The sequence below is a fragment of the Bacillus sp. (in: firmicutes) genome (genome assembly GCA_012842745.1).
GTDB lineage: Bacteria > Bacillota > Bacilli > Bacillales > Bacillaceae_J > Schinkia.
The window spans coordinates 24,324-45,091 of record DUSF01000037.1; the positions used below are offsets into that span (position 1 = coordinate 24,324).

Consider the following 20,768-nt stretch of genomic DNA (forward strand, 5'->3'; position numbering starts at 1 on the left):
ACCTTTTAGTAAAGGTTGTCCTCTATTTGTTCATCTTCTTTTTGAATCAATCGACTATTTTGTAGCCGCTTTTTTAGAAGTTAACTCTTTTATTTGTGCTACTGTTGCTGGATCCTCAAGCCCTGTAATATCTCCGGAAACCGTTCCTGCAACAATAATTTCTTTTAAGAGGCGGCGCATAATTTTTCCACTCACTGTTTTTGGCAGCGTGTCCGTAAAAATAATCGATTTAGGAAGTGCGATTTTGCCAATTTGCTCAATGATGCGCTCATTAATTTTTTCCTTTAGTTCATCCCTTCCTAGCGAAAGATCATTCAAACGTGCAAAGACTAACGGGACTTCCCCTTTTATTTCATCAGGAATGCCAATGACAGCAGCTTCGGCTACGCCCCCACATTCCATCACGGCGCTTTCGATTTCCATTGTACTTAAACGATGACCGGCGACATTAAAGGCATCATCTGAACGGCCCACGACCCATACATAGCCGTCTTCATCAATTAAAGCAAGGTCACTAGCATAATAGCATCCTTCTACTTGGCTAAAGTAGGCTGCAATGTAGCGCTCTGGCTCCTTCCAAAGTGTTCGACAAAGCATTGGAAACGGCTTTCGAATGACGAGATTTCCTAACGTCCCTGCTTCAACTGGATTCCCATCCTCATCAACAACAGCTACATCCGCACCTAGAAATTGCACTCCTGCAGATCCTGGCTTCATCGGCGTTAACCAAGCGGCGCCAGCTACAGGGCAACCAGCTGTTTCTGTTTGACCCCAAGTATTATTTATACAAATATTCTTTTTGCCTAAAATCTCATATGTCCATTGCCATGTCTCCGGATCAAACGGTTCACCAACTAAAGAAATGACATCAAGGCATGATAAATCATATTGAGCAACTACATCTTCGCCCATGCTTTTTAACATTCTTAGTGCAGTAGGGGCAGTAAATAGTTTATTCACCCGATATTTTTCAATTATTTGATAAAATCTGTCCTTTGTTGGATAATCAATTGCTCCTTCGAATACAACGGTTGTTACACCATTCGCTAAAGCACCTGTAATCCCCCAAATATGCATTGTCAGCCAGCCGATATCGGCTGTACACCAGAACACATCGTCATCATGATGATCCATATGGTATTTTGCATAGATGTAATTTTGAACGACAAATGCCATACCTGCGTGTACGACACCCTTTGGTTTTCCAGTTGTACCGCTCGTATAAAAGACAATTCCATATTCATTTGCTTCCAATTTTTCAGGCTCACAATTGATGCTAGCTTTGTTAGTGAGCTCTTGCCACCAAAAGTCACGGCCAGCTTTCATATCAAGCTCCGTTCCTAAACGGTCGACAACGATAACAGCCTCAATAGATGGGATGTCAGCAATGACCGCATCTACTTTTTCCTTTAAATAAATGACATTCCCGCGTCTAGTTGTTGCATCCGTTGTAACGATTACTTTTGGCTCAAAATTAATAAGACGATCCTTCAATGACTTTTCTGAATAGCCTGAAAATATAGTGTTGTAAATGGCTCCGATGCGGAAGCAAGCCAATACTGAAATAATAGCTTCAGCTAAATTGGGAAGATAGATTGCGACACAATCACCCTTTTGTACTCCAAAAGAGCGGAGGACGTTTGCGAAACGATTTACTTCTGCTAACAGCATATTATACGTATAAAATTTTGTATCCCCGTTTTCACCTTCCCAAATAAGAGCGGTACGATTTCCGGCGCCATTCTCAACATGCCTGTCAATTAAATTGACACAAGGGTTGCTAATTCCACCTTCAAAAAATTTGAAACCAGGAAGTTGTCCGCTCATTGTTTTCTCCCATGGCTCATACCAAATAAGCTCTTTTGCGGCACTATCCCAAAAGGCATCGGGATCCTGCTGCGATTTTTCTAGAAGCTCTTGAAAAGCTATGCTACTTCCAATTGAGGTTTTCGATTGTTTTGCCTCGCTTGGGTATACGAGTGTACTATCCGCAACTACTTTTAAAATTCCACTTACATCCATTTAAAATAACTCCCCCTTTTGTAAATAGGAAATATTAAGCTGATTAACATCCCAATTGGCGGGCAATCACAAGTCGTTGAATTTCAGATGTTCCTTCGCCAATCTCCATCAACTTTATATCACGCAAATGGCGCTCCACTTCATATTCACGCATATAACCGTAGCCACCATGGATTTGAATCGCCTGGTTACATGCTCTAAAACCAGCTTCTGAGGCAAATAATTTTGCATAAGCGGATTCTTTCGTAAACGGCTTGCCATTATCTTTTAACCATGCCGCTTTATGTACCATATTACGGGCAAGCTCAATTTCCATCGCCATATCAGCAAGCTTAAATTGAATCGCTTGGAATTTAGAGATGGATTGTCCGAATTGTGTCCTTTCTTTTGCATAGGCTACCGCCTTATCTAATGCTGCCTGAGCAATTCCGACGGATAACGCTGCGATTGAAATCCGGCCGCCATCTAATGTATATAAAAATTGTTTAAAGCCTCCATTCGGATCGCCTAATAAATTTTCTTTTGGAACACGAACATCCTCTAGGATTAACTCAGATGTATTGGAACCGCGAACACCCATTTTTTCGTAATTGCTATTGATTGTAAATCCTGTTGTATCTGTAGGGACGATAATCGCCGAGATAATATTTTTGCCGCGCTCATCTTTACCTGTTACTGCCGTTACTGTCACAGTTCTTGCATAACCGGCATTTGTAATCCAGCATTTTTCACCATTAATGACGTATTCATCACCATCAAGAACAGCCCTTGTTCTTGTTCCACCTGCATCCGAGCCTGCATTTGGTTCTGTTAAACCAAAACCTGCTAACGCTTCGCCGCTTGCTAGTGGAACTAAATACTTTTGCTTCTGTTCTTCGGTACCAAAATAATAAATAGGACTGGCACCTAAAGACACGGCAGCAGCATAGCTTAAGCCTGTACCACCACAAGCTTTGCCAATTTCTTCAACGGCAATCGCATAGGAAATCGTATCGCCACCAGAACCACCATAGTTTTCTGGAAATGGAATTCCTAATAGCCCTAACTCACCCATTTTCTTAAAAGTATCTGCCGGAAACTCTGACGTTCGGTCAACGTATTCGGCCTTTGGTGCCACTTCCTTTTCAGCAAATGCACGTACCATATCGCGAATCATTTGTTGTTCTTTTGTTAATTCAAAATTCATTTAATTTTCCCCCTCTACCAAATTGAGTTGTACCGACTAGTTGGTCTGTAGATTCCATAAAAAATCTAAGCATTTTATACTATGTACGAATGGTTATGTTTATGATTATTTTGTTAATAAGAAAGATAAATACGCTGGATTTTCTATAGAATCTTCTGTAAGTAATGAATGAAGAATAAGATCATTAAAAATAGCGGCAATCTCTTCAATTGTTTTTTCTCCATCTGCTTTGTACCATTTATATATCCAATTCACCATTCCAAGAATCGCCATACCCGTGATTTTTACAGGTAGGTGTGAACGAAATTCGCCCGCTTTCATCCCGTCTTCGAGTACTTGAAAAATAATATCCCTGTATTCATCGCGCTTCTTTTTAATAATTTCGTTATATTCGGGCTTTAAATAGGTGCTTTCTTGGTAAAAAACTGAAATATGTGGCTTATAAAGATCAAAAACCCTTACAAATGATAGAATAATAGCATGGAGTCTTTCTGTAGGTGTCGTGTAAGTTTCAATGGCAACATTGGCTTTTTCTAAGACGTAGCTAATGAAAGTATCATGAATCATATATAGTAGTTCATCTTTTGATTTAAAATGGTGATAAAAACCCCCTTTAGATGTACCACTTTCTTTAACAATTTGGTTAACAGTTACACCATGGTACCCATATTTTTCAAATAGTTGGATGGCAGTAGAAATGATTTTTACCTTTAGCTGTGACATAGTAAATGACCACCTTGTCTACAATATTATCATGAATATTCTGAATATTCAACAAAAACAGAAAAAAGCATTAACAAAATTGTCAATGCTTTTAATCACCTATATTTATGTGGTTTATTCCATGCTCTTATCAATAACAGCCTTCCAAACTTCCTTTACCTCGCCTTTTTCATCCATATCAATAATAAAGGAGCCATTTGTGTAGCGGTCATTTTCTTTTAAATCAACTGGATTCAAACTTTCAATAAAGCCTTTTTCCGTTTTAAAATAAACCATTTGATTTTCATTCGCAGGCAAAATTCCTGCAACTTTATGAGGATTCTTTTTTAATTCCCTAAGCATCACAACACCGCGCTTTGCCCTCGATGTTTTTTCGAATTCGTTCCAATTCATCTTTTTGGCTGCACCACGATGAGTGACGAGCACTACGTGTGATTTTTCTTCACGATTAAATACAAAACCGCCAACAACAAAATCGTCATCCTTCAAGTTTATGCCTTTGACACCTGCTGCCCGTTGGCCAATAATGCTAACTTCTTCTTCAGCAAACCATAATCCATACCCTAATTGTGTTCCAATAAATACATCCTTGCCTCCATCTGTAAGGTATACGTCTACGACCTCGTCATCGTCCTTCACATTAATCGCGACTAGCGGTTTTGAATATCGTTGTGCTTGATATAACGATAATTGCGACCGTTTCACCATTCCATTTCTCGTAAAGAAAAGTAAAAATTCATTTTCGGTAAATTCACGAATTGGGATTGCTTTGATTAGTTGTTCATCTTTATCAATGGGAATTACATTGGCAACGTGCTGACCAAGGTCTTTCCAACGTATATCTGGCATTTCATGCACTGGTAAGTATAAATAATTGCCTTTATTCGTAAACAACAGTAGTTTATCTGTCGTATTAATTTCAAATTGACCAAGGAGATAATCATTTTCCTTCATTCCAAATTCCTTACCGTTTGATGCGTTGTATGATCGAATGGAAGTCCGCTTAATATAGCCATCTTTTGTAACGGTGACAATAACATCTTCAGAAGGCACCATCACTTCTAAATTAATGACAATTTCTTCTATTTCTTCCTCGATTTTTGTACGACGCGCGTCGGCATATGTTTTTTTCACTACCAATAATTCTTTTTTTATGACGGCAAAAAGCTTGTTTTCACTGCTTAAAATGCTTGTTAATCCATTTATTTTTTCCAGTAATTCATCAGATTCCTTTTGCAGGGCGGAAATGTCTGTATTTGTTAAGCGGTATAGCTGTAAAGTCACAATCGCTTCCGCTTGCAGCTCGGTAAACTGAAACTGAGAGATTAAATTATGTTTCGCATCCCGTTTATCTTTTGAAGCTCGAATGGTCGCAATCACCTCATCAAGGATGGAAATTGCTTTTATTAACCCTTCGACAATATGTTGGCGCTCTTTTGCTTTATCAAGCTCATACTGTGAACGGCGCGTTACCACTTCCCTCTGATGGAAAATATAGGCATCAAGCATTTGTGGCAGGCTCATTTGTTTTGGTGTGCGATTATGGATCGCAACCATGTTGAAATTATAGGAAATTTGCAAATCAGAATTTTTATATAAATAATTTAATACACCTTCTGCGTCCGCATCTTTCCTAAGCTCAATGACAATGCGGAGGCCCGTGCGATCCGTTTCATCTCTTACTTCAGTGATTCCCTCAATTTTTCGGTCGATGCGGAATTCATCTATTTTTTTCACTAAGTTTGCTTTATTTACATCGTATGGGATTTCATCAATGACAATTTGCTGTCTCCCGCCACGGATGTCTTCAATTACAGCGCGACCGCGGACAACAATCCGGCCTTTTCCTGTTTCATATGCTTTTTGGATTCCGTCAATCCCTTGAATAATCCCGCCTGTTGGGAAATCCGGGCCCTTAATCACTTGCATTAAATCAGCAACTGAACAAGCTGGATTGTCAATTCTCATAATAACGCCATCAATCACTTCACCAAGATGATGCGGTGGAATATCCGTTGCATAGCCGGCTGAGATCCCCGTTGAACCATTTACTAATAAATTTGGATACCTCGCCGGTAAAACGGTCGGCTCTAAAATCGTATCGTCAAAGTTAGGTGTAAAATCGACCGTATTTTTATCAATATCCCGCAATAATTCGGAAGCTATTGCAGACAGGCGTGCTTCGGTATAACGCATCGCTGCCGGTGGATCGCCGTCAATGCTTCCGTTATTACCGTGCATTTCAATCAGAACGTTGCGCACCTTCCAATCTTGACTCATCCGCACCATCGCTTCATAAACAGAAGAATCCCCATGGGGATGGTAGTTGCCGATTACATTACCAACCGTTTTCGCAGATTTCCGAAATGGTTTATCATGTGTGTTTCCTTCTTGATACATCGCGTACAAAATCCGTCTTTGCACAGGCTTTAATCCGTCCCTCGCATCAGGCAAGGCACGGTCTTGAATAATATATTTACTATAGCGGCCGAAACGGTCGCCAATGACATCTTCTAGTGGTAATTCCATTACTTTTTCAAATAAAGAAGACAAATTTTATTCCCCCTGATCGATTGTCAAATGCTCGTTTTCTAATATATTTACATCATCTTCAAGCCCAAAGGCAACATTCGTCTCAATCCACCGTCGGCGCGGCTCTACTTTGTCCCCCATTAAGGTAGTCACGCGCCGTTCTGCACGAGCGATATCTTCAATTGTTACACGAATTAACGTTCTTGTCTCAGGGTCCATCGTTGTCTCCCAAAGCTGATCAGCATTCATTTCCCCAAGACCTTTATAGCGCTGAATCGTATAACCTTTGCCAACTTTTTTAATGGCCACCTTTAGCTCCGTTTCATCCCATGCATATTCAATAATCTCTTTTTTACCAGTTCCTTTACTTACTTTGTAAAGAGGTGGAAGGGCGATAAATACTTTACCTTCTTCAATTAACGGCTTCATATAGCGGTAAAAGAATGTCAATAGTAACACTTGGATATGCGCACCATCCGTATCGGCATCTGTCATAATAATAACTTTATCGTAGTTAATATCCTCTACCGTGAAATCTGCACCGACACCGCCGCCAATTGCATGGATAATCGTATTAATTTCTTCATTTTTTAAAATATCCGCAAGCTTTGCTTTTTCTGTATTGATGACTTTACCGCGCAACGGCAAAATCGCTTGGAAGCGGCGATCACGTCCTTGTTTTGCCGAGCCTCCCGCAGAGTCTCCTTCGACGAGATAAAGTTCATTCCGTTCAGGATTCCGTGATTGGGCAGGTGTTAATTTGCCGCTAAGTAAAGCATCTCTGCGCTTTTTCTTTTTGCCATCTCGTGCTTCCTCACGTGCTTTCCGTGCCGCTTCGCGGGCTTCCGCTGCTTTAATCGCTTTTTTAATGAGAAGTGAGCTTATATCTGGATTTTCTTCTAAAAAATAGGCCAATTTCTCTGAGACAATCGAATCAACTACTGAACGAGCCTCACTCGTACCAAGCTTCCCTTTCGTTTGACCTTCAAATTGGAGCTTTTCTTCCGGAATGCGCACAGAAATAATCGCTGTTAAGCCTTCGCGAATATCGCTACCTTCAAGATTTTTGTCCTTTTCCTTTAAAATGTTCACCTTGCGGGCAAAATCGTTAAAGGCGCGCGTCATTGCTGATTTTGCACCAACTTCATGTGTACCCCCATCCTTCGTGCGCACGTTATTGACAAAGGATAAAATATTTTCAGAGTAACCATCATTAAATTGGAAAGCAAACTCTACTTCGATTCCCTGCTGCTCTCCATCCATCGCAACAACAGGATGCAAAACATCTTTTTCCTCATTTAAAAAATCAACAAATGCTTTAATCCCCGATTCAAAATGAAAGACATCTTGCATGTTTTGCCGTTCATCAACGAGTGTAATCTTCATTCCTTTTAAAAGAAAAGCAGATTCACGTAAACGCTCACTTAATGTCTCGTAATTAAAAGTAGTTGTACTAAAAATAGTATGGTCTGGTTTAAAATGAATCATTGTTCCCGACTGTTTCGTTGATCCGATTTTTTCTAAAGTCGTCACTGGATGTCCACCATTTTCAAAGCGTTGCCGATAAATCGTCCCATCGCGTTTAATCGTCACAACTAGCCACTCTGATAAAGCGTTGACAACAGAGGCACCGACACCATGCAAACCACCGCTCGTTTTATAACCGCCTTGCCCAAATTTACCGCCGGCATGAAGAACAGTTAATATAACCTCGGGTGTCGGTTTGCCTGTTTTGTGCATACCAGTTGGCATACCGCGCCCTTCATCCTCAACGCTTATACTATCATCTTTATGTATCGTTACCTTTATATGTTTTCCAAAACCAGATAATGCTTCATCGACAGCATTGTCGACTATTTCATAGACAAGATGATGCAAGCCACGTGCATCTGTACTTCCAATGTACATCCCTGGCCGCTTTCGGACAGCTTCTAATCCTTCCAATACTTGGATTGCATCATCATTGTAGTCAAATGGTTTGTTAGCCAATAGTCTATACCCCTTTCAAACATGCCCTTGAAAAACTATCATACCATAAAGGAACATATTTTCTCACGAAACATCGACAAATTTTGTTCATTATTATTGTAACGATTGAAATTTGTTTCGCAACTACTCTTTCTAGAGAAAAAGAAAAATCCCTGCTTTTAGCAGAGATTTATTTTGCTTTTGTCATCGCATGTTCAACCTTAATACAACGGTCCATAATTACAGTCATGCCATGTTCTTTTAAATATTCATACGCTTCTTCATTTTCAACTCCTAGCTGTGCCCAAAAGATATCTGCGCCAATTTCTACTGCTTCTTTCGCAATCGGCGGCAATTTTTCTGATCGTTGGAACACATTAACAATATCAACATGCCCTTCGACATCCTTTAAAGAAGGATATGCTTTCACACCTAGCGCTTCATCAATCGTTGGATTAACAGGAATAATTTCATAGCCAGCTTTTTGCATCGCTTCTGCTACCATGTAGGATGTTCTATCAGGTTTGTTTGACAATCCAACAACAGCAATTCTTTTCTTTGTTTTTAATATTTCGCCAATCTCTTCACGGCTTGGATTTTCAATCGCCATTTTCATCACTCCAGTCACATATTTTTACATAAATTTATTACATACAGAATACCAAAAGATTCTAGGTAAACGCAAAAATACTGCTCTTATTTTTCAAAGTTTTATATACTAATGCCTTTTTTGAATGTTCATGATAAAATAGAGAAATCTCAATTGAAGGAGTTTTCTTGGAATGATAGTTTTCATTGTATTGTTAGCTTATTTACTAGGTTCCATTCCCTTTGCCCTCATCGTTGGCAAAATTGGCTATGGCATTGATATTCGTGAACATGGAAGCGGTAATTTAGGCGGGACTAACACATTTCGTGTATTAGGAATCAAGGCTGGCCTAATCGTAACAATCGCTGATATTTTAAAAGGAACACTTGCGGCAAGCTTGCCAGATTTATTTGGTTTGGATAACCTCCACCCATTGTTAATTGGAAGTATAGCTGTAATAGGGCATACGTATCCAATCTTTGCAAAATTTAAAGGTGGAAAAGCAGTAGCAACATCCGCTGGTGTCTTGCTTTTTTATAGTCCATTATTATTTTTTGTGCTAATTGCATCCTTTTTTATCTCCTTATCTATTTCTAAATATGTGTCCCTTTCTTCGATGATTGCGGGTCTAGTTGGGATTATTTATAGCATCTTTACTGGTGACATTCCACTTATAATCGTGATGACTCTCCTCACTTCGTTTGTCACTTATCGTCACCGCGCCAATATAAAGCGGATTATGAGTGGGACAGAACCAAAAATTAAATGGATGTCAAAAAAATCGTCGTAGGAAGTAGTCCTATGACGATTTTTGTCTATAATTCTATCATATACATATTAAAAACTGTCGCTTTGTACCAAAATATAGTAGAATGATAATGTTAATTATTTATTTTAATGGAGGATTTTGATGCATGAAAAAAAGTTTTTCTATTTTACTAGTTTTCTTGACGTTTTTTTTATTCCCATTATTACCAAAAGCTGCTGAACAGAATGAGCTAGTGTTATTGATGGATACAGACCAAATGTATAACAATGGCATTCTCATTAATGGGCAGCATAAAACGATTGTAAAGGATGAGGCGATTTATGTTCCTGCTAAATCCGTAATAAATGAGTTAGGTGCTACGTTAGTTTTTGATGCACAGACAAAATCATATGTGGCAACGAAAGGCGATGCGACGTTAACTTTTACGAACAATGAAACAACATACAACATTAATAACGTGCCACTCACTACAAAACAAGCTGTTGCCATTATTGAAAATGATGTTACATATGTACAGGCCGCAGTTTTAACAGCAGCCTTTGGCCAATCGTTTTCAATTAAAGATCAAAACAAGGTCGTTATTTTTTATGAATCAATTGTAGAGCTTCCTGTACCTGTCAACAACCCACCGGTTGCAAAATTCGAAACAAATAAAGATTCCTATAAAATTGGTGAGCCAATTGAATATACTGATTTAAGCACAGATGATAAGGGGATTGTTGATAAGATTTGGATTAATAAGGAGCCTGCCTTTTTTTCAGCAGGTGAAAAAAGCATTACATTGCAAGTTAAGGATCAAGAAGGTCTAATGGGCTTCTATACGAAGAAAATAACAATTGAGCCTGAAGTGATGTACACGGAAAGAGAATTCGGCCTTAAGTTTACACCTATTGGCGATAAAATTAAATTCCTTGGTAGCGAGGTTGTGAATTATCCAAACATTGAGGTAGATGATGAAAAAGAAGGCGGGGCGCCGTTAATAAGAGTGAATAGCCCTGAAAGAATAACAGGTGAACTGATTCATTATACGCAAACATTGCAGGGAACGAACCACTTCACAATTCATAAGCAAAACATTTTGCCAACAAAAATCAATTTACATTTTGTTGCCCATAATCCAACAGAAGAAGTAGCAACTATTCATGTTTCAAAACTTGGTGTTGGCGGCCCAGCTCTTTATTTATATCAAATCGGAAAAGCGGCCGTTGGAAATTATTTATTAGCCGTTCAAAATCCTAATAGCTATGAGATTGTCCTTCAGCCTGGTGAAACAAAATCGCTTTTACCAGCTAAATATCAATCACTTGCACCAGGTTATTCAATGACGGTCTACACAGATGTTGAATCAAATGTCCCTGTAACCTATACAGTTGCAAGTCTTAATGTGGATAAAACAATTGAAGACATTCCGATGTTGCCAATAGCAGAACGCGATGGTAGCCATAACCGCGGTATTTTCACTTATTCTGAAAAAGAAAAAACGATTCATCGTGTCGTTGGTGAAAAAGAGGAAAGATTAATTATTGGCGATGGTACGATTGATACGTACCAACATGGCTACGATGATTTATCTAAAGAGGAACAGATAAATAAAGGAAATCGCGGTGTTTTATATACTGTAAACTTTCAAAAAGTGGCACCAAATACAACGGTTGTCGTTAATGCCCGCGGCGGTCAATATGCAGGCTCCTTTTTAGTAAATGGCAGAGTCATTCAAGCAGTGGAAAACGGGCTTCTTACAAATCCTTCAGAGGGAGCCATTTTATTCCGAACAGGAGCACAGCAAGTACCTGTTACAATCCAGTTTATACCTGCTTCAGGAAGCAACTTGCCGCTCAACTTTTTATTTTTGAAGGATAATGCTACAGATGACAGTAAGAAAGAATAAAAGGAGAGCCAGTCATTGTGAAGTGACTGGCTCTCCTTCCTTTTTCTTTTCAACCTTATTTAATTTTTGATATTAAATCTTCACCTGTATATTTACCATTAGCGATAAAACGTTTTAATTCCATTGTCGAATTTTTCGGGTCATTTTTTCCTTGAACAACGGAAAAAGCAAGTTGATAGCCTTCTTCCTCTAACATTTTAATGACATCTTTGTTATATACACCGTATGGATAGGCAAGTGCGAATACTTTATTGCCGACATTTTCTTCAATTAGTTTTTTTGATAATCTAATATCCTCTTTCACTCTTGGCAATAAATCCACTAACGCATAGCCTCTATTCGTCCCCGTTTTCGGTAGTTGGAAATGTAGATCATGGGTATGGCTTTGAATATTAATCACGCCGGAAGCAACCATTTCCTTCATGTGTTCCCAGTTCATATATTCTGAAAAACCAGGCTTTTTACCTACATTATTTGTGATAACATAAATTGTTGCTTTATAGCCCTCTTGTGCCAAAATGGGGAAAGCTTCAAGATAGTTGCTAATATAACCGTCGTCAATTGTAATCATTAACGGTTTTTGCGGCAAGTTTATTTTTCCTTGTTGATAATGTAAAAAATCAAGCTCTGTAATTGTTTCATAGCCTGCTGCTTTTAAAGCTTGCAGATGCTCTTTAAATCTTGTTGTACTAATCGTACCTCCATCCCCTATAGATTCCTGTTGGAAATGATGATACATTAAGGCAGCAATCTCTTTAGGTTTGTAGGCGTACATTGATGTTTCAGGCTTTATATAAATATATACATCTTCTTTTTCGCCAACGATTTCAATCCACTTATACAATGGATTATTAAAATAAGTGATATTCATTTCTTTTGCGAGAACAGAAAATGGGACATAGTTTTGACCACTTAACATTATCGTTTCATTTTCGCTTGTAAATTCAGTTCCATTTACTATGTATTTTTTTGAGTTTAGAATGAATTCAATTGTAGTTGCTGCATCTTCAACTACTAATTTTCCTCCTTCAAATTTCACCCGAAGACCAAGCGTGTCTGCTATTTTGCGAATAGGCACCATAAGACGACCATTTACACTATAACCATCCACATATTTTTTCAGTTTTTGGCTTTGTGGCTGTAGCTCTTGCTCGATTTGAACAAGTTCAGTCGGTTGTGTAGTGATATTCGTTTCGTTGATATTTGATGGATACATATCCATAAATTCCGGTAATGGGTATTCCTCTTCTTCTTGACTATTGTTTATTTGCGAAGTATTAGTTGAATCATAATCGCTTGAATATCCTTCCGCATATGATCCAATTGTAAAACTCAATGAAATTATTACACTTAAAATAAGTGTAAATAAAACTTTTAATCTACTGACAATCATTGCAATAAAATCTCCTTCTTGTTGTAGTTTAATTATTTAACAATATTATAGGCTTGAATACTATTATTATAGATTATATTTTGTAAATTGGTAACCTTTTACTTTAATTTACGGTGAAATTACAGAACGAAATTCTTTCCCAGTTATAAAGGAGGGCCAGTCATTTAGACTAGCCCTCCTTTTTTGGTAGGTATTTTTAATGATTCCAATAGAAATACTAAACAAAACAATATCACCTATAGTTAAGAGGTTTACTATGTATAAAAAAACGATTTTCGTCATTATCATTATTTCAATCTTAACAATAACGGGATTCTCATTTTTACAAAAAAACAATGAAATCTATGCAGAAAGTAAAATTGATCAATCATTTTTTAGTAACGAACACGATATAAAAACATTTGATGTTATTGTGATTGGCGGAGAGCCTGAAGGGATAGCAGCTGCTATATCTGCAGCAAGAAACGGCTCTAACACCCTGCTTATTTCGGATCGGGACGGGATTGGCGGCCTTTTTACATATGGTAAAATGAATGTCTTGGATTTTCCCCGTGGAATTGGTAATAAAGTATTGAGCAACGGTGTTTTCAAAGAGTGGCATCATATGGTAGGCGGTAAAAAATCATTTGAAATAAAAGCAGCAAAAAATGCATTTTTAAAGATGGTTTATCACCAAGAAAATTTATCAATGCTTCTGCATACTAAAGTTAAGGATATTGAATTGAAGAACGACCAAGAGATAGGTTCAATAAAGATTTTGAACAATAATAAAGTGTATACCGTTCAAGCAAAGAAGTATATTGATGCGACACAAGATGCCGATGTTGCCTACTCAAGTGGAGTTCCGTATTTTATCGGTGCAGAGGATGTTGGCTATAGTAATCGCCAAATGGCTGTAACATTAATGATTCACCTTAAAGATGTTAATTGGAGTAAAATTAAAGAAACAGCTAAAACCGAGACGTTCGGTCCTGCGGAGGTGACGCTGGAAGCTGCATGGGGCTTTCCAAAGCTGCGTGATATGTATAAACCCCATGATTCGAACATGCGGCTACGCGGCTTAAACTTAATCCGTAATCGTGAGGGATATTATATTAACGCCTTACAAATTTTTGGGGTCGATGGTCTCTCAAAGGAATCCATTCAAGCAGGAATTGAACGAGGCAAGAAGGAAACGGTATTTATTGTCGATTGGTTAAAGGAAAATTTCCCAGGTTTTGAAAATGCGAAAATTGCTTCTTATCCTACGGAGCTTTATGTCCGTGAAACACGCCATATCCGCTCCCTTTACCAACTGCCAGTTAGCGACCTGTGGGAGAATAAATATCATTGGGATACGATTGCTTACGGTGGCTATCCGTCAGACATTCAAGCTACATCAAGAGACGATGCTGGGGCCATTGTTGTCAACCCAACGCAATATAGCATCCCTTTTCGGAGCATCGTATCACAAAAAATAACAAATCTTCTTGTTGTTGGCCGTTCTAGCGGTTATAGTTCATTAGCACAGGGTTCCGCTCGCATCGTACCTACGGGTATGGCAACTGGAGAAGGAGCTGGTGTAGCAAGCGCGATTGCAATCAAATATAATATGAACTTCCACGAAATGGCTAAACATAAAAAAGCTATCTCTGAACTGCAACTAGCGCTAACTGCTCAAGGAGCAAAAGTTGAAAAATTCACGCTTCCATTTCCATATGAAGAAAAATGGTATTACCCTGCTATTCGTGAATTGCTCAACCATCGTGCTCTTTTTGGCGGCTACACAAATGATTTATTAGAAAATGAAATCGCCCAAAATAAATCATTCTCTAATATACTTTTACACATGTATATCGCAAAACGAAACAACGACCCAAACTTTGAAAAAAATATTCATTATTTGCGCAAGTACTTCACTTCAAAGGAGACGAGTGATTTAACGATTGAGGAAATAAACGCAATCATTGAAGGTTTGCCGTATAAGGATTTCACCAATGCCTATAAAAAGGAACTTGAGAAGATGAAAGATAAAAAGAGCCTCACACGTGAGGATGTGTATATTATTGTTGGAAAAATTTTCGAGTGGATTTAAAGAAAAGGAACGCGGGGACGATTCTCCGCGTTCCTTTGTTATTTTACAATCGTACTAATAGCGCCTTTTCCTAACATCTGCTGCTGGCCTTTTGAATCAATTAGAATAGTAAAATTATCATGTCCTAGGATTTTACATTTTAGTGGAACTCCATTTGTAGTATAAATCGTCACAACACGGTTACTTTCAATAATTTCATCTAAAAATCTTGTTTGTAAATCAAATTTGCCGTTTGTCATTTCAATAAACCCCTTATATTTGTATTTATTTTCCCCGATTGCGTTTCAATTACAGGTATTTACAAATCTTCGTGTTTAAATACTTCTTTTTTTATTTTATTCTATATGTAATTTCAAAATCCTTCTTTTATCTTGACTATTTGCCGAAACGTTTTCATACAAACAAAAGCCTGGAAAATGTCGTAATCAACAAATTCCAGGCAAAAATATATTACTTTTCAACCTTAAATTCTTTAATTAATTCGTCTAATGTTAAGCACAACTGGTTTAAATCTTCAACAGCGACTACTACTCTTTCAAATCCTCTTGCTTGTTCTTGCATTGTGACGACGACTTGCTGGGAAGAAGCTGCGCTTTCTTCTGAAATGGCTGATATACCTTCAATTTCCTCAGCTAATTTGTTAGCATCAACTGTTAGCTGCTTAATAAAATTCCCATTCGTTGATAGCATATTTGTAATATTGCTAATAGATGAAGATAATAAATGAAATGCTTCACTTACTTTCGTAACAGCCCCCGATTGTTCAGTTGCTCTTACTTTCACATCATTCATGGCATCAACTGTACTTTCCGAATCATCTTTCACAGTTGCAATGATTTTTCGGATATCTTCTGTTGATTTTCTTGATTGTTCCGCTAATTTTCGAATTTCTTCGGCAACAACTGCAAAACCTTTGCCTGCCTCGCCAGCCCTTGCTGACTCAATCGAAGCATTCAATGCTAACAAATTCGTTTGTTCAGCAATTTGGCTGATTTGTGTGAGAATATTATTAATGTTTTGTGTCTTCTCATTTAAAGCTAAAATTGCATTTTCAATTTTATTTGTTGCCTCAATATTTCCTTCATTGATTTCATTTAATCCATTCATTAAAACGATGCCATTTTTATTATTGGTATTCATTTCTTCCATAACATGCAAGACTTTATTTGTATTCGTTGATAGTTCATTAAATCTGCTTGATAGATTGGAAGAAATAGTCGAACAGTTATCAATTGATCTTGATTGAATTTTATTCCCCTCTGCAATCTCCTCAACAGAAGCCGTCACTTCCTCAGAAGAGGCTGTTGTTTCATCTGATACGGCTGATAAGGCTATTGAGGAATAGTTAATTTTCTCAGATACAAGCTTTATATTTTTTGTAAGATCACCGAGTTCTTCCACCATCACATTAAAATTCTTTCCAATTTCTCCAATTTCATCTCGATTTTTTATAACCGTCCGAATCGTGAAATCTCCCTCCTTCACTTTTCTCATATCAGCTATAAGGATACGCAGTGGTTTAGAGATTTTACTACCAACGACGATTGCAATAATAATCGCAGCTACTATACTCAAGGCTAAAACAATGACAATTACTTTTGTTAAATTATTAACATCACTATATATTTCATCTTTTAAAGAAGTAATAAATAGTGTTTGTCCATTTGATAATTTGGCATAAGACACGATATTTTCTTTATTATTTAATTGTGTCGTTGTTACTCCAAATTCATTTTGGTTAACTTGATCCGCTAATGTCTTATTGACATCTCTTAAACTATTTTCCAATGTATACTCAGGATGGATAAGAAATTGTTGGTTCGCATTTACTAATGAACCAAAACTATTTTTATATGGTTTAATGCCGTTAACAATTTCCTTGAATAGTTCAAAATTTATATCCATACCAACAATACCAATCGATTCACCATCTTTAAAGATGGGCACAACATAACTAATCATTTCAACGTTGATATTCTCATTGAGATAAGGGTCCAACCAAACAGGCTTTCCTGCGTTAACTGGGATGTAATACCAACCAACATGTGCCAAATCCGTTGGGTCGTATTGGCTAAAATCTGTTGGAACAAGTTGTTCAATTTCTCCGTTTCCATCCGTGTCCGCATGAAACAGTCCAGAAGTTGGCTCAGTATATTTTGGATTAAATCTAACATAAAAAGCCATCGCACCAGCGGTATTGTTTGAAAATTGCTCCGCAATTGGTCTAATTTTTTCCTCGTAATTCTTTACATACACTGGATCAGTTTTAAATTTTTCGACATCATCTAACATAGAAACAACGGCAACTGCAAGACCGTTGACGGATGCTTCAATTTTTTCAATAGTGACATTTAGCGTATTCGCCTTATTTTCGGCTAGAAGCTCAGCAGCCTCATAAGAGGATTTTTTTAACATATTATTACTTTTATAAATACTAATGAGTCCAACGATTAAAATCGCTGCAACTGAGCAAATAATAATGGAGCCCATAATCTTTGTTCTAACGCTTTTCATCAGATTGTCTTCCTTTCAATATCTATCTACCTCTCCAATTTAAATGATGGTAATTTTTTAAATTAATAAACCAACCCCTTTTTATGAAAAGAATAAATATAATTTAGTTCGATAAGCCCTCTAAAAATATTCAACATTGCTTTAGAAAATCCTCCATTTTATTACAAAAATTAATAATTTTTTTCAAAAGAGCATAAACTTTCCTGAATATCAACCTATACCACTCCTTTCATTTTCCTTGATTGTTTTTCCTCGGTTTCAAGGTCTAATCTTTGGATAATGGCATCCTTATACTTTCTTCCAGAACGCCGACCACGCAAAATGTCAGTAAGATAGTTTTCGTTGACCCCAATATCTCTAGCCAACTCCCTTTGGGTCATATTCAGTTCAATTAGTTTTTTCTTCACTTGTATTCCAAATAGAGGTGAGACACTGTTCTTTTGCTTCACTGGTTGTCCCTCCTTACGTTATTCATGTTGTTTTTACTCTTTGGATTCATGCTTTTCACATCAATTCACAAACTCTAAAGTAAAATTCTTATATTGATTAGCAGTTTCTTGACTTCTCAACACATGCTTTTTCATGAATTTAAACGGATTAAATGCTGTAAATTCCACAATTTCGAGATTATCCCAATTGATTAATCTCCATTTGCTAGGTCTCACGCTTCTCACTTCCTTTCAGTTTGAAATAACCCACTTTGTACCAGTTTCTCGATGTACTACTTCAAAACCATCATTGCAATCCTTAACGATTAGCCTATTCAACGGATTCAGGCCAAATGTTTTCATCCTAATCTTTTGCTTCCGTGTTGGTCTTTTGCCACGTTTCAAATTAGATCACTCTCCCAATATTCAAATTTGCATCTCTATTTTGTTATGGTGGGACCACAACATCGGTTTCTGGAAAGTTGTGTGCAACCGCATCACGGAAAAAGTCGTAAAAGAAAACCATATGCTCCCAAGCTTTATCAATGACTTTGATTCCATACGGTAATGCTGGTAATGGATTAAGTGTCACTGCACTTTTATCAAAGCTGCTTTCAACTTCATCCAATACCTTCTGTTGTGCCGGCATAACTTCATCGGTTGGTGGTTTTACTGAAACGTCAGCAGTTGCTTTTTTCGTATGAATTTTTATGAACGCTCCAGGAATAACTTCATCTAAGCAATTCAATTCAGGGCGTACTGCTACACGTTCGTTTTCAAAGCGAATGTATAAACCATCTTTATCCTCTCGAAGAACACGCTCAACATTTTTTCCGTTAATGTAAACTTTTACTTTTTTTCCAACAAAACTATTCACGTTATAAACCCCCTTTCAGTATTTCGGTGCCTAAGAGGTAGCACACTATTCGATATTCAGCACAATTTGGTAGGAACGCTTTTCATGCGGCTGCCCTAGGGAAGGAGTTCAAACGGCCACAGGAAATATTTTGGTGATTTATTACCCTATTGGGAATTGCGTGATAAAATTATGATGTGATTTCTTATCTTAATTTCATTTTAGGGTCAAATTGACCCCATGTCAATACAAAGTTGGACATTTTGACCTTTTATTTTAAAATATGACTCTTTTTTCGGAGTCATTTTGACCTTGTGATAAAAGAGAGGGGATTGAAATGCAAAGTTTAGGAGAGAGAATTGCTCTTTTAAGAAAAAAACAAAACTTAAGTCAACGTCAGCTGATGGAAATTCTTAAATTTGAAAATCTGAGTAAATACGAAAAGGATCAACGCCAGCCAAGTTATGAAATTCTAATATCCATTGCTGAATTTTTTAATGTAACTACTGATTGGCTTTTAACGGGCAAAATCAAAGAAGTGAAAGGAAGAGAAGATAATAAGCTACATAATACCCTTGGGGAGCTGACGAACGAGGAAGTAAAACTAATAGGGCTTTTTAGACAGCTTGAAGATGATAGAGAGCGTGCGAAAGTTGAAGGTATGCTTGAAATGAAGGTGTACGAAACAAAAGAAAGCAAAAAGGGAATGTCATCTACATATCCAAATGGAGAAGAGGCAGCAACTAAAGAAAAGAGACATGCTTGATTTTTTTGAACTATTTTGACGTGTTTTCGTATCATTTTATTTTTAAATATAAGTGAAAGGGCTACCGCTGGATTTTGCAGTAGCCCTCCTATTATTTAAATTCCCCAATCCAAAATCCGTCTTTTCTATCTTCTGTTTTAGGGACATATATATTAACCTTCATAACCTTTTTTGTAACAGGATCAAATCTTTCACCATCTTTTTTTGTAAAATCAACCAAACGTAAGCTTGAATTTCCTTTTGCTAAAAAATCAGCTTTATACTTATAATCTTCATTAATTTTAATTTCAGCATTATCCCAAACAAAGTCGTCTTTATTTTCAATATATAAGTATAAGGAATCAGTCTTAACAGATGCATTTAGCATGATATATGTAGGTTCTGAGCTTCCCGACGAGCATCCAAAAAGTAAAACTGAAATTATAAAAAACATCAATGCCACACTTGCCTTTTTTGTAAACATTAGCAGTTCCCCCTATTAATTTAATTTACCATTCGATATAATTTTACAATATGCATATCCAACATGCACCAACTTTTCCAAAATATATAAATACTTTGGGCTTATTTCAGAAATATGACTATGCTTTTTAGGTGATAGAAAGGTACGCAGCATGTCCTTAGGTGTGTTTTTACTCAAATTTAAAAATCCTTATTTATCAACGGTTTTGACCTTATTTTGTGATGTCCTTAGGTATAGATATAAAAACAGGGTTATTCACAACATGAGTAAATTGTGGATAACCCTTACAAATCCTTTATTAACACACTATTAACGCTATTGACTCTACATGTGATAACATTTAACGGCCCAAATGTGAAATCACGCTTTTTTCTATAAAATCTTTCTTTTTTCAAATCCCATTTGCCAATTAATTTGTTACCTGTCCATCCCGATGTATCTTGTCAAAACCCTTACTATCCCAGTGTTTCCCGCCTATTCTTTTAGTAAATCATTATTTGTCAGTTAATTTGTCTCTTAACACTGAAATTTTGAAAATACTTACAGTAAATCATTATACGTGATAGTCCGGCCCAATTAGTGGTAAAATAAACCTGC

General features: G+C 37.2%; 18 protein-coding genes. 4 read left to right on the forward strand and 14 right to left on the reverse strand.

Features of this window, described 5'->3' with window-relative positions; genetic code table 11:
- Positions 1-54: 54 nt before the first annotated feature.
- The 6 genes from GX497_08470 to GX497_08495 all read right to left on the reverse strand — a co-directional run bounded on the left by GX497_08470 (position 55) and on the right by GX497_08495 (position 9,041).
- Entirely contained in the window at positions 55-2,022 is a 1,968-nt protein-coding gene (locus tag GX497_08470; protein ID HHY73246.1) for an acetate--CoA ligase, read from the reverse strand.
- A 43-nt stretch (positions 2,023-2,065) separates the two neighbouring features.
- Entirely contained in the window at positions 2,066-3,208 is a 1,143-nt protein-coding gene (locus tag GX497_08475; GenBank protein HHY73247.1) for an acyl-CoA dehydrogenase, read from the reverse strand.
- Between the two features lie 105 nt (positions 3,209-3,313).
- Positions 3,314-3,931: a TetR/AcrR family transcriptional regulator gene (locus GX497_08480; GenBank protein HHY73248.1), complete on the reverse strand. Its 618-nt coding sequence runs from the start codon at positions 3,929-3,931 to the stop codon at positions 3,314-3,316.
- A 114-nt stretch (positions 3,932-4,045) separates the two neighbouring features.
- Positions 4,046-6,460 carry a DNA topoisomerase IV subunit A gene (parC, locus tag GX497_08485; GenBank protein HHY73249.1) on the reverse strand — a complete coding sequence of 805 codons (2,415 nt, stop codon included), beginning with the start codon at positions 6,458-6,460 and terminating at the stop codon, positions 4,046-4,048.
- A 27-nt stretch (positions 6,461-6,487) separates the two neighbouring features.
- Entirely contained in the window at positions 6,488-8,452 is a 1,965-nt protein-coding gene (gene parE, locus GX497_08490; protein HHY73250.1) for a DNA topoisomerase IV subunit B, read from the reverse strand.
- A gap of 169 nt (positions 8,453-8,621) precedes the next feature.
- Positions 8,622-9,041: a CoA-binding protein gene (locus tag GX497_08495; GenBank protein ID HHY73251.1), complete on the reverse strand. Its 420-nt coding sequence runs from the start codon at positions 9,039-9,041 to the stop codon at positions 8,622-8,624.
- Positions 9,042-9,213: 172 nt separating this feature from the next.
- On the opposite strand from GX497_08495, the gene plsY reads away from it, so the two are divergent.
- Together plsY and GX497_08505 are read left to right on the forward strand one after the other, a co-directional pair.
- The gene (gene plsY, locus GX497_08500; GenBank protein ID HHY73252.1) at positions 9,214-9,810 is read left to right on the forward strand and encodes a glycerol-3-phosphate 1-O-acyltransferase PlsY; all 597 of its coding nucleotides are present in this window, start codon (positions 9,214-9,216) and stop codon (positions 9,808-9,810) included.
- A gap of 124 nt (positions 9,811-9,934) precedes the next feature.
- Positions 9,935-11,677 carry a copper amine oxidase N-terminal domain-containing protein gene (locus GX497_08505; GenBank protein HHY73253.1) on the forward strand — a complete coding sequence of 581 codons (1,743 nt, stop codon included), beginning with the start codon at positions 9,935-9,937 and terminating at the stop codon, positions 11,675-11,677.
- Between the two features lie 55 nt (positions 11,678-11,732).
- Here GX497_08505 and GX497_08510 read toward each other — a convergent pair whose 3' ends face one another.
- Positions 11,733-13,070 carry a polysaccharide deacetylase family protein gene (locus GX497_08510; protein HHY73254.1) on the reverse strand — a complete coding sequence of 446 codons (1,338 nt, stop codon included), beginning with the start codon at positions 13,068-13,070 and terminating at the stop codon, positions 11,733-11,735.
- A 256-nt stretch (positions 13,071-13,326) separates the two neighbouring features.
- On the opposite strand from GX497_08510, the gene GX497_08515 reads away from it, so the two are divergent.
- The gene (locus GX497_08515) at positions 13,327-15,144 is read left to right on the forward strand and encodes an FAD-dependent oxidoreductase (protein ID HHY73255.1); all 1,818 of its coding nucleotides are present in this window, start codon (positions 13,327-13,329) and stop codon (positions 15,142-15,144) included.
- A gap of 38 nt (positions 15,145-15,182) precedes the next feature.
- Here GX497_08515 and GX497_08520 read toward each other — a convergent pair whose 3' ends face one another.
- From GX497_08520 to GX497_08545, 6 genes are all read right to left on the reverse strand, one after another.
- Complete coding sequence (locus tag GX497_08520) at positions 15,183-15,383, reverse strand: RNA-binding protein (protein ID HHY73256.1); 201 nt, start codon at positions 15,381-15,383, stop codon at positions 15,183-15,185.
- Between the two features lie 211 nt (positions 15,384-15,594).
- Positions 15,595-17,658, reverse strand: a complete 2,064-nt coding sequence (locus GX497_08525) for a methyl-accepting chemotaxis protein (protein ID HHY73257.1) — start codon at positions 17,656-17,658, stop codon at positions 15,595-15,597.
- Positions 17,659-17,873: 215 nt separating this feature from the next.
- The gene (locus GX497_08530; GenBank protein HHY73258.1) at positions 17,874-18,107 is read right to left on the reverse strand and encodes a helix-turn-helix domain-containing protein; all 234 of its coding nucleotides are present in this window, start codon (positions 18,105-18,107) and stop codon (positions 17,874-17,876) included.
- Positions 18,108-18,167: 60 nt separating this feature from the next.
- Positions 18,168-18,323 (reverse strand): hypothetical protein, encoded by a 156-nt coding sequence (locus GX497_08535; protein ID HHY73259.1) that lies wholly within the window; start codon positions 18,321-18,323, stop codon positions 18,168-18,170.
- A gap of 15 nt (positions 18,324-18,338) precedes the next feature.
- Positions 18,339-18,491: a hypothetical protein gene (locus tag GX497_08540; protein HHY73260.1), complete on the reverse strand. Its 153-nt coding sequence runs from the start codon at positions 18,489-18,491 to the stop codon at positions 18,339-18,341.
- A gap of 43 nt (positions 18,492-18,534) precedes the next feature.
- On the reverse strand, positions 18,535-18,963 hold the full coding sequence (locus GX497_08545; protein HHY73261.1) for a hypothetical protein: 429 nt from the start codon (positions 18,961-18,963) through the stop codon (positions 18,535-18,537).
- A gap of 316 nt (positions 18,964-19,279) precedes the next feature.
- On the opposite strand from GX497_08545, the gene GX497_08550 reads away from it, so the two are divergent.
- A complete protein-coding gene (locus GX497_08550) occupies positions 19,280-19,708 on the forward strand; it encodes a helix-turn-helix transcriptional regulator (protein ID HHY73262.1) in 429 nt (142 codons plus the stop codon).
- 91 nt (positions 19,709-19,799) lie between these two features.
- Here GX497_08550 and GX497_08555 read toward each other — a convergent pair whose 3' ends face one another.
- The gene (locus GX497_08555; GenBank protein ID HHY73263.1) at positions 19,800-20,171 is read right to left on the reverse strand and encodes a hypothetical protein; all 372 of its coding nucleotides are present in this window, start codon (positions 20,169-20,171) and stop codon (positions 19,800-19,802) included.
- Positions 20,172-20,768 lie beyond the last annotated feature (597 nt).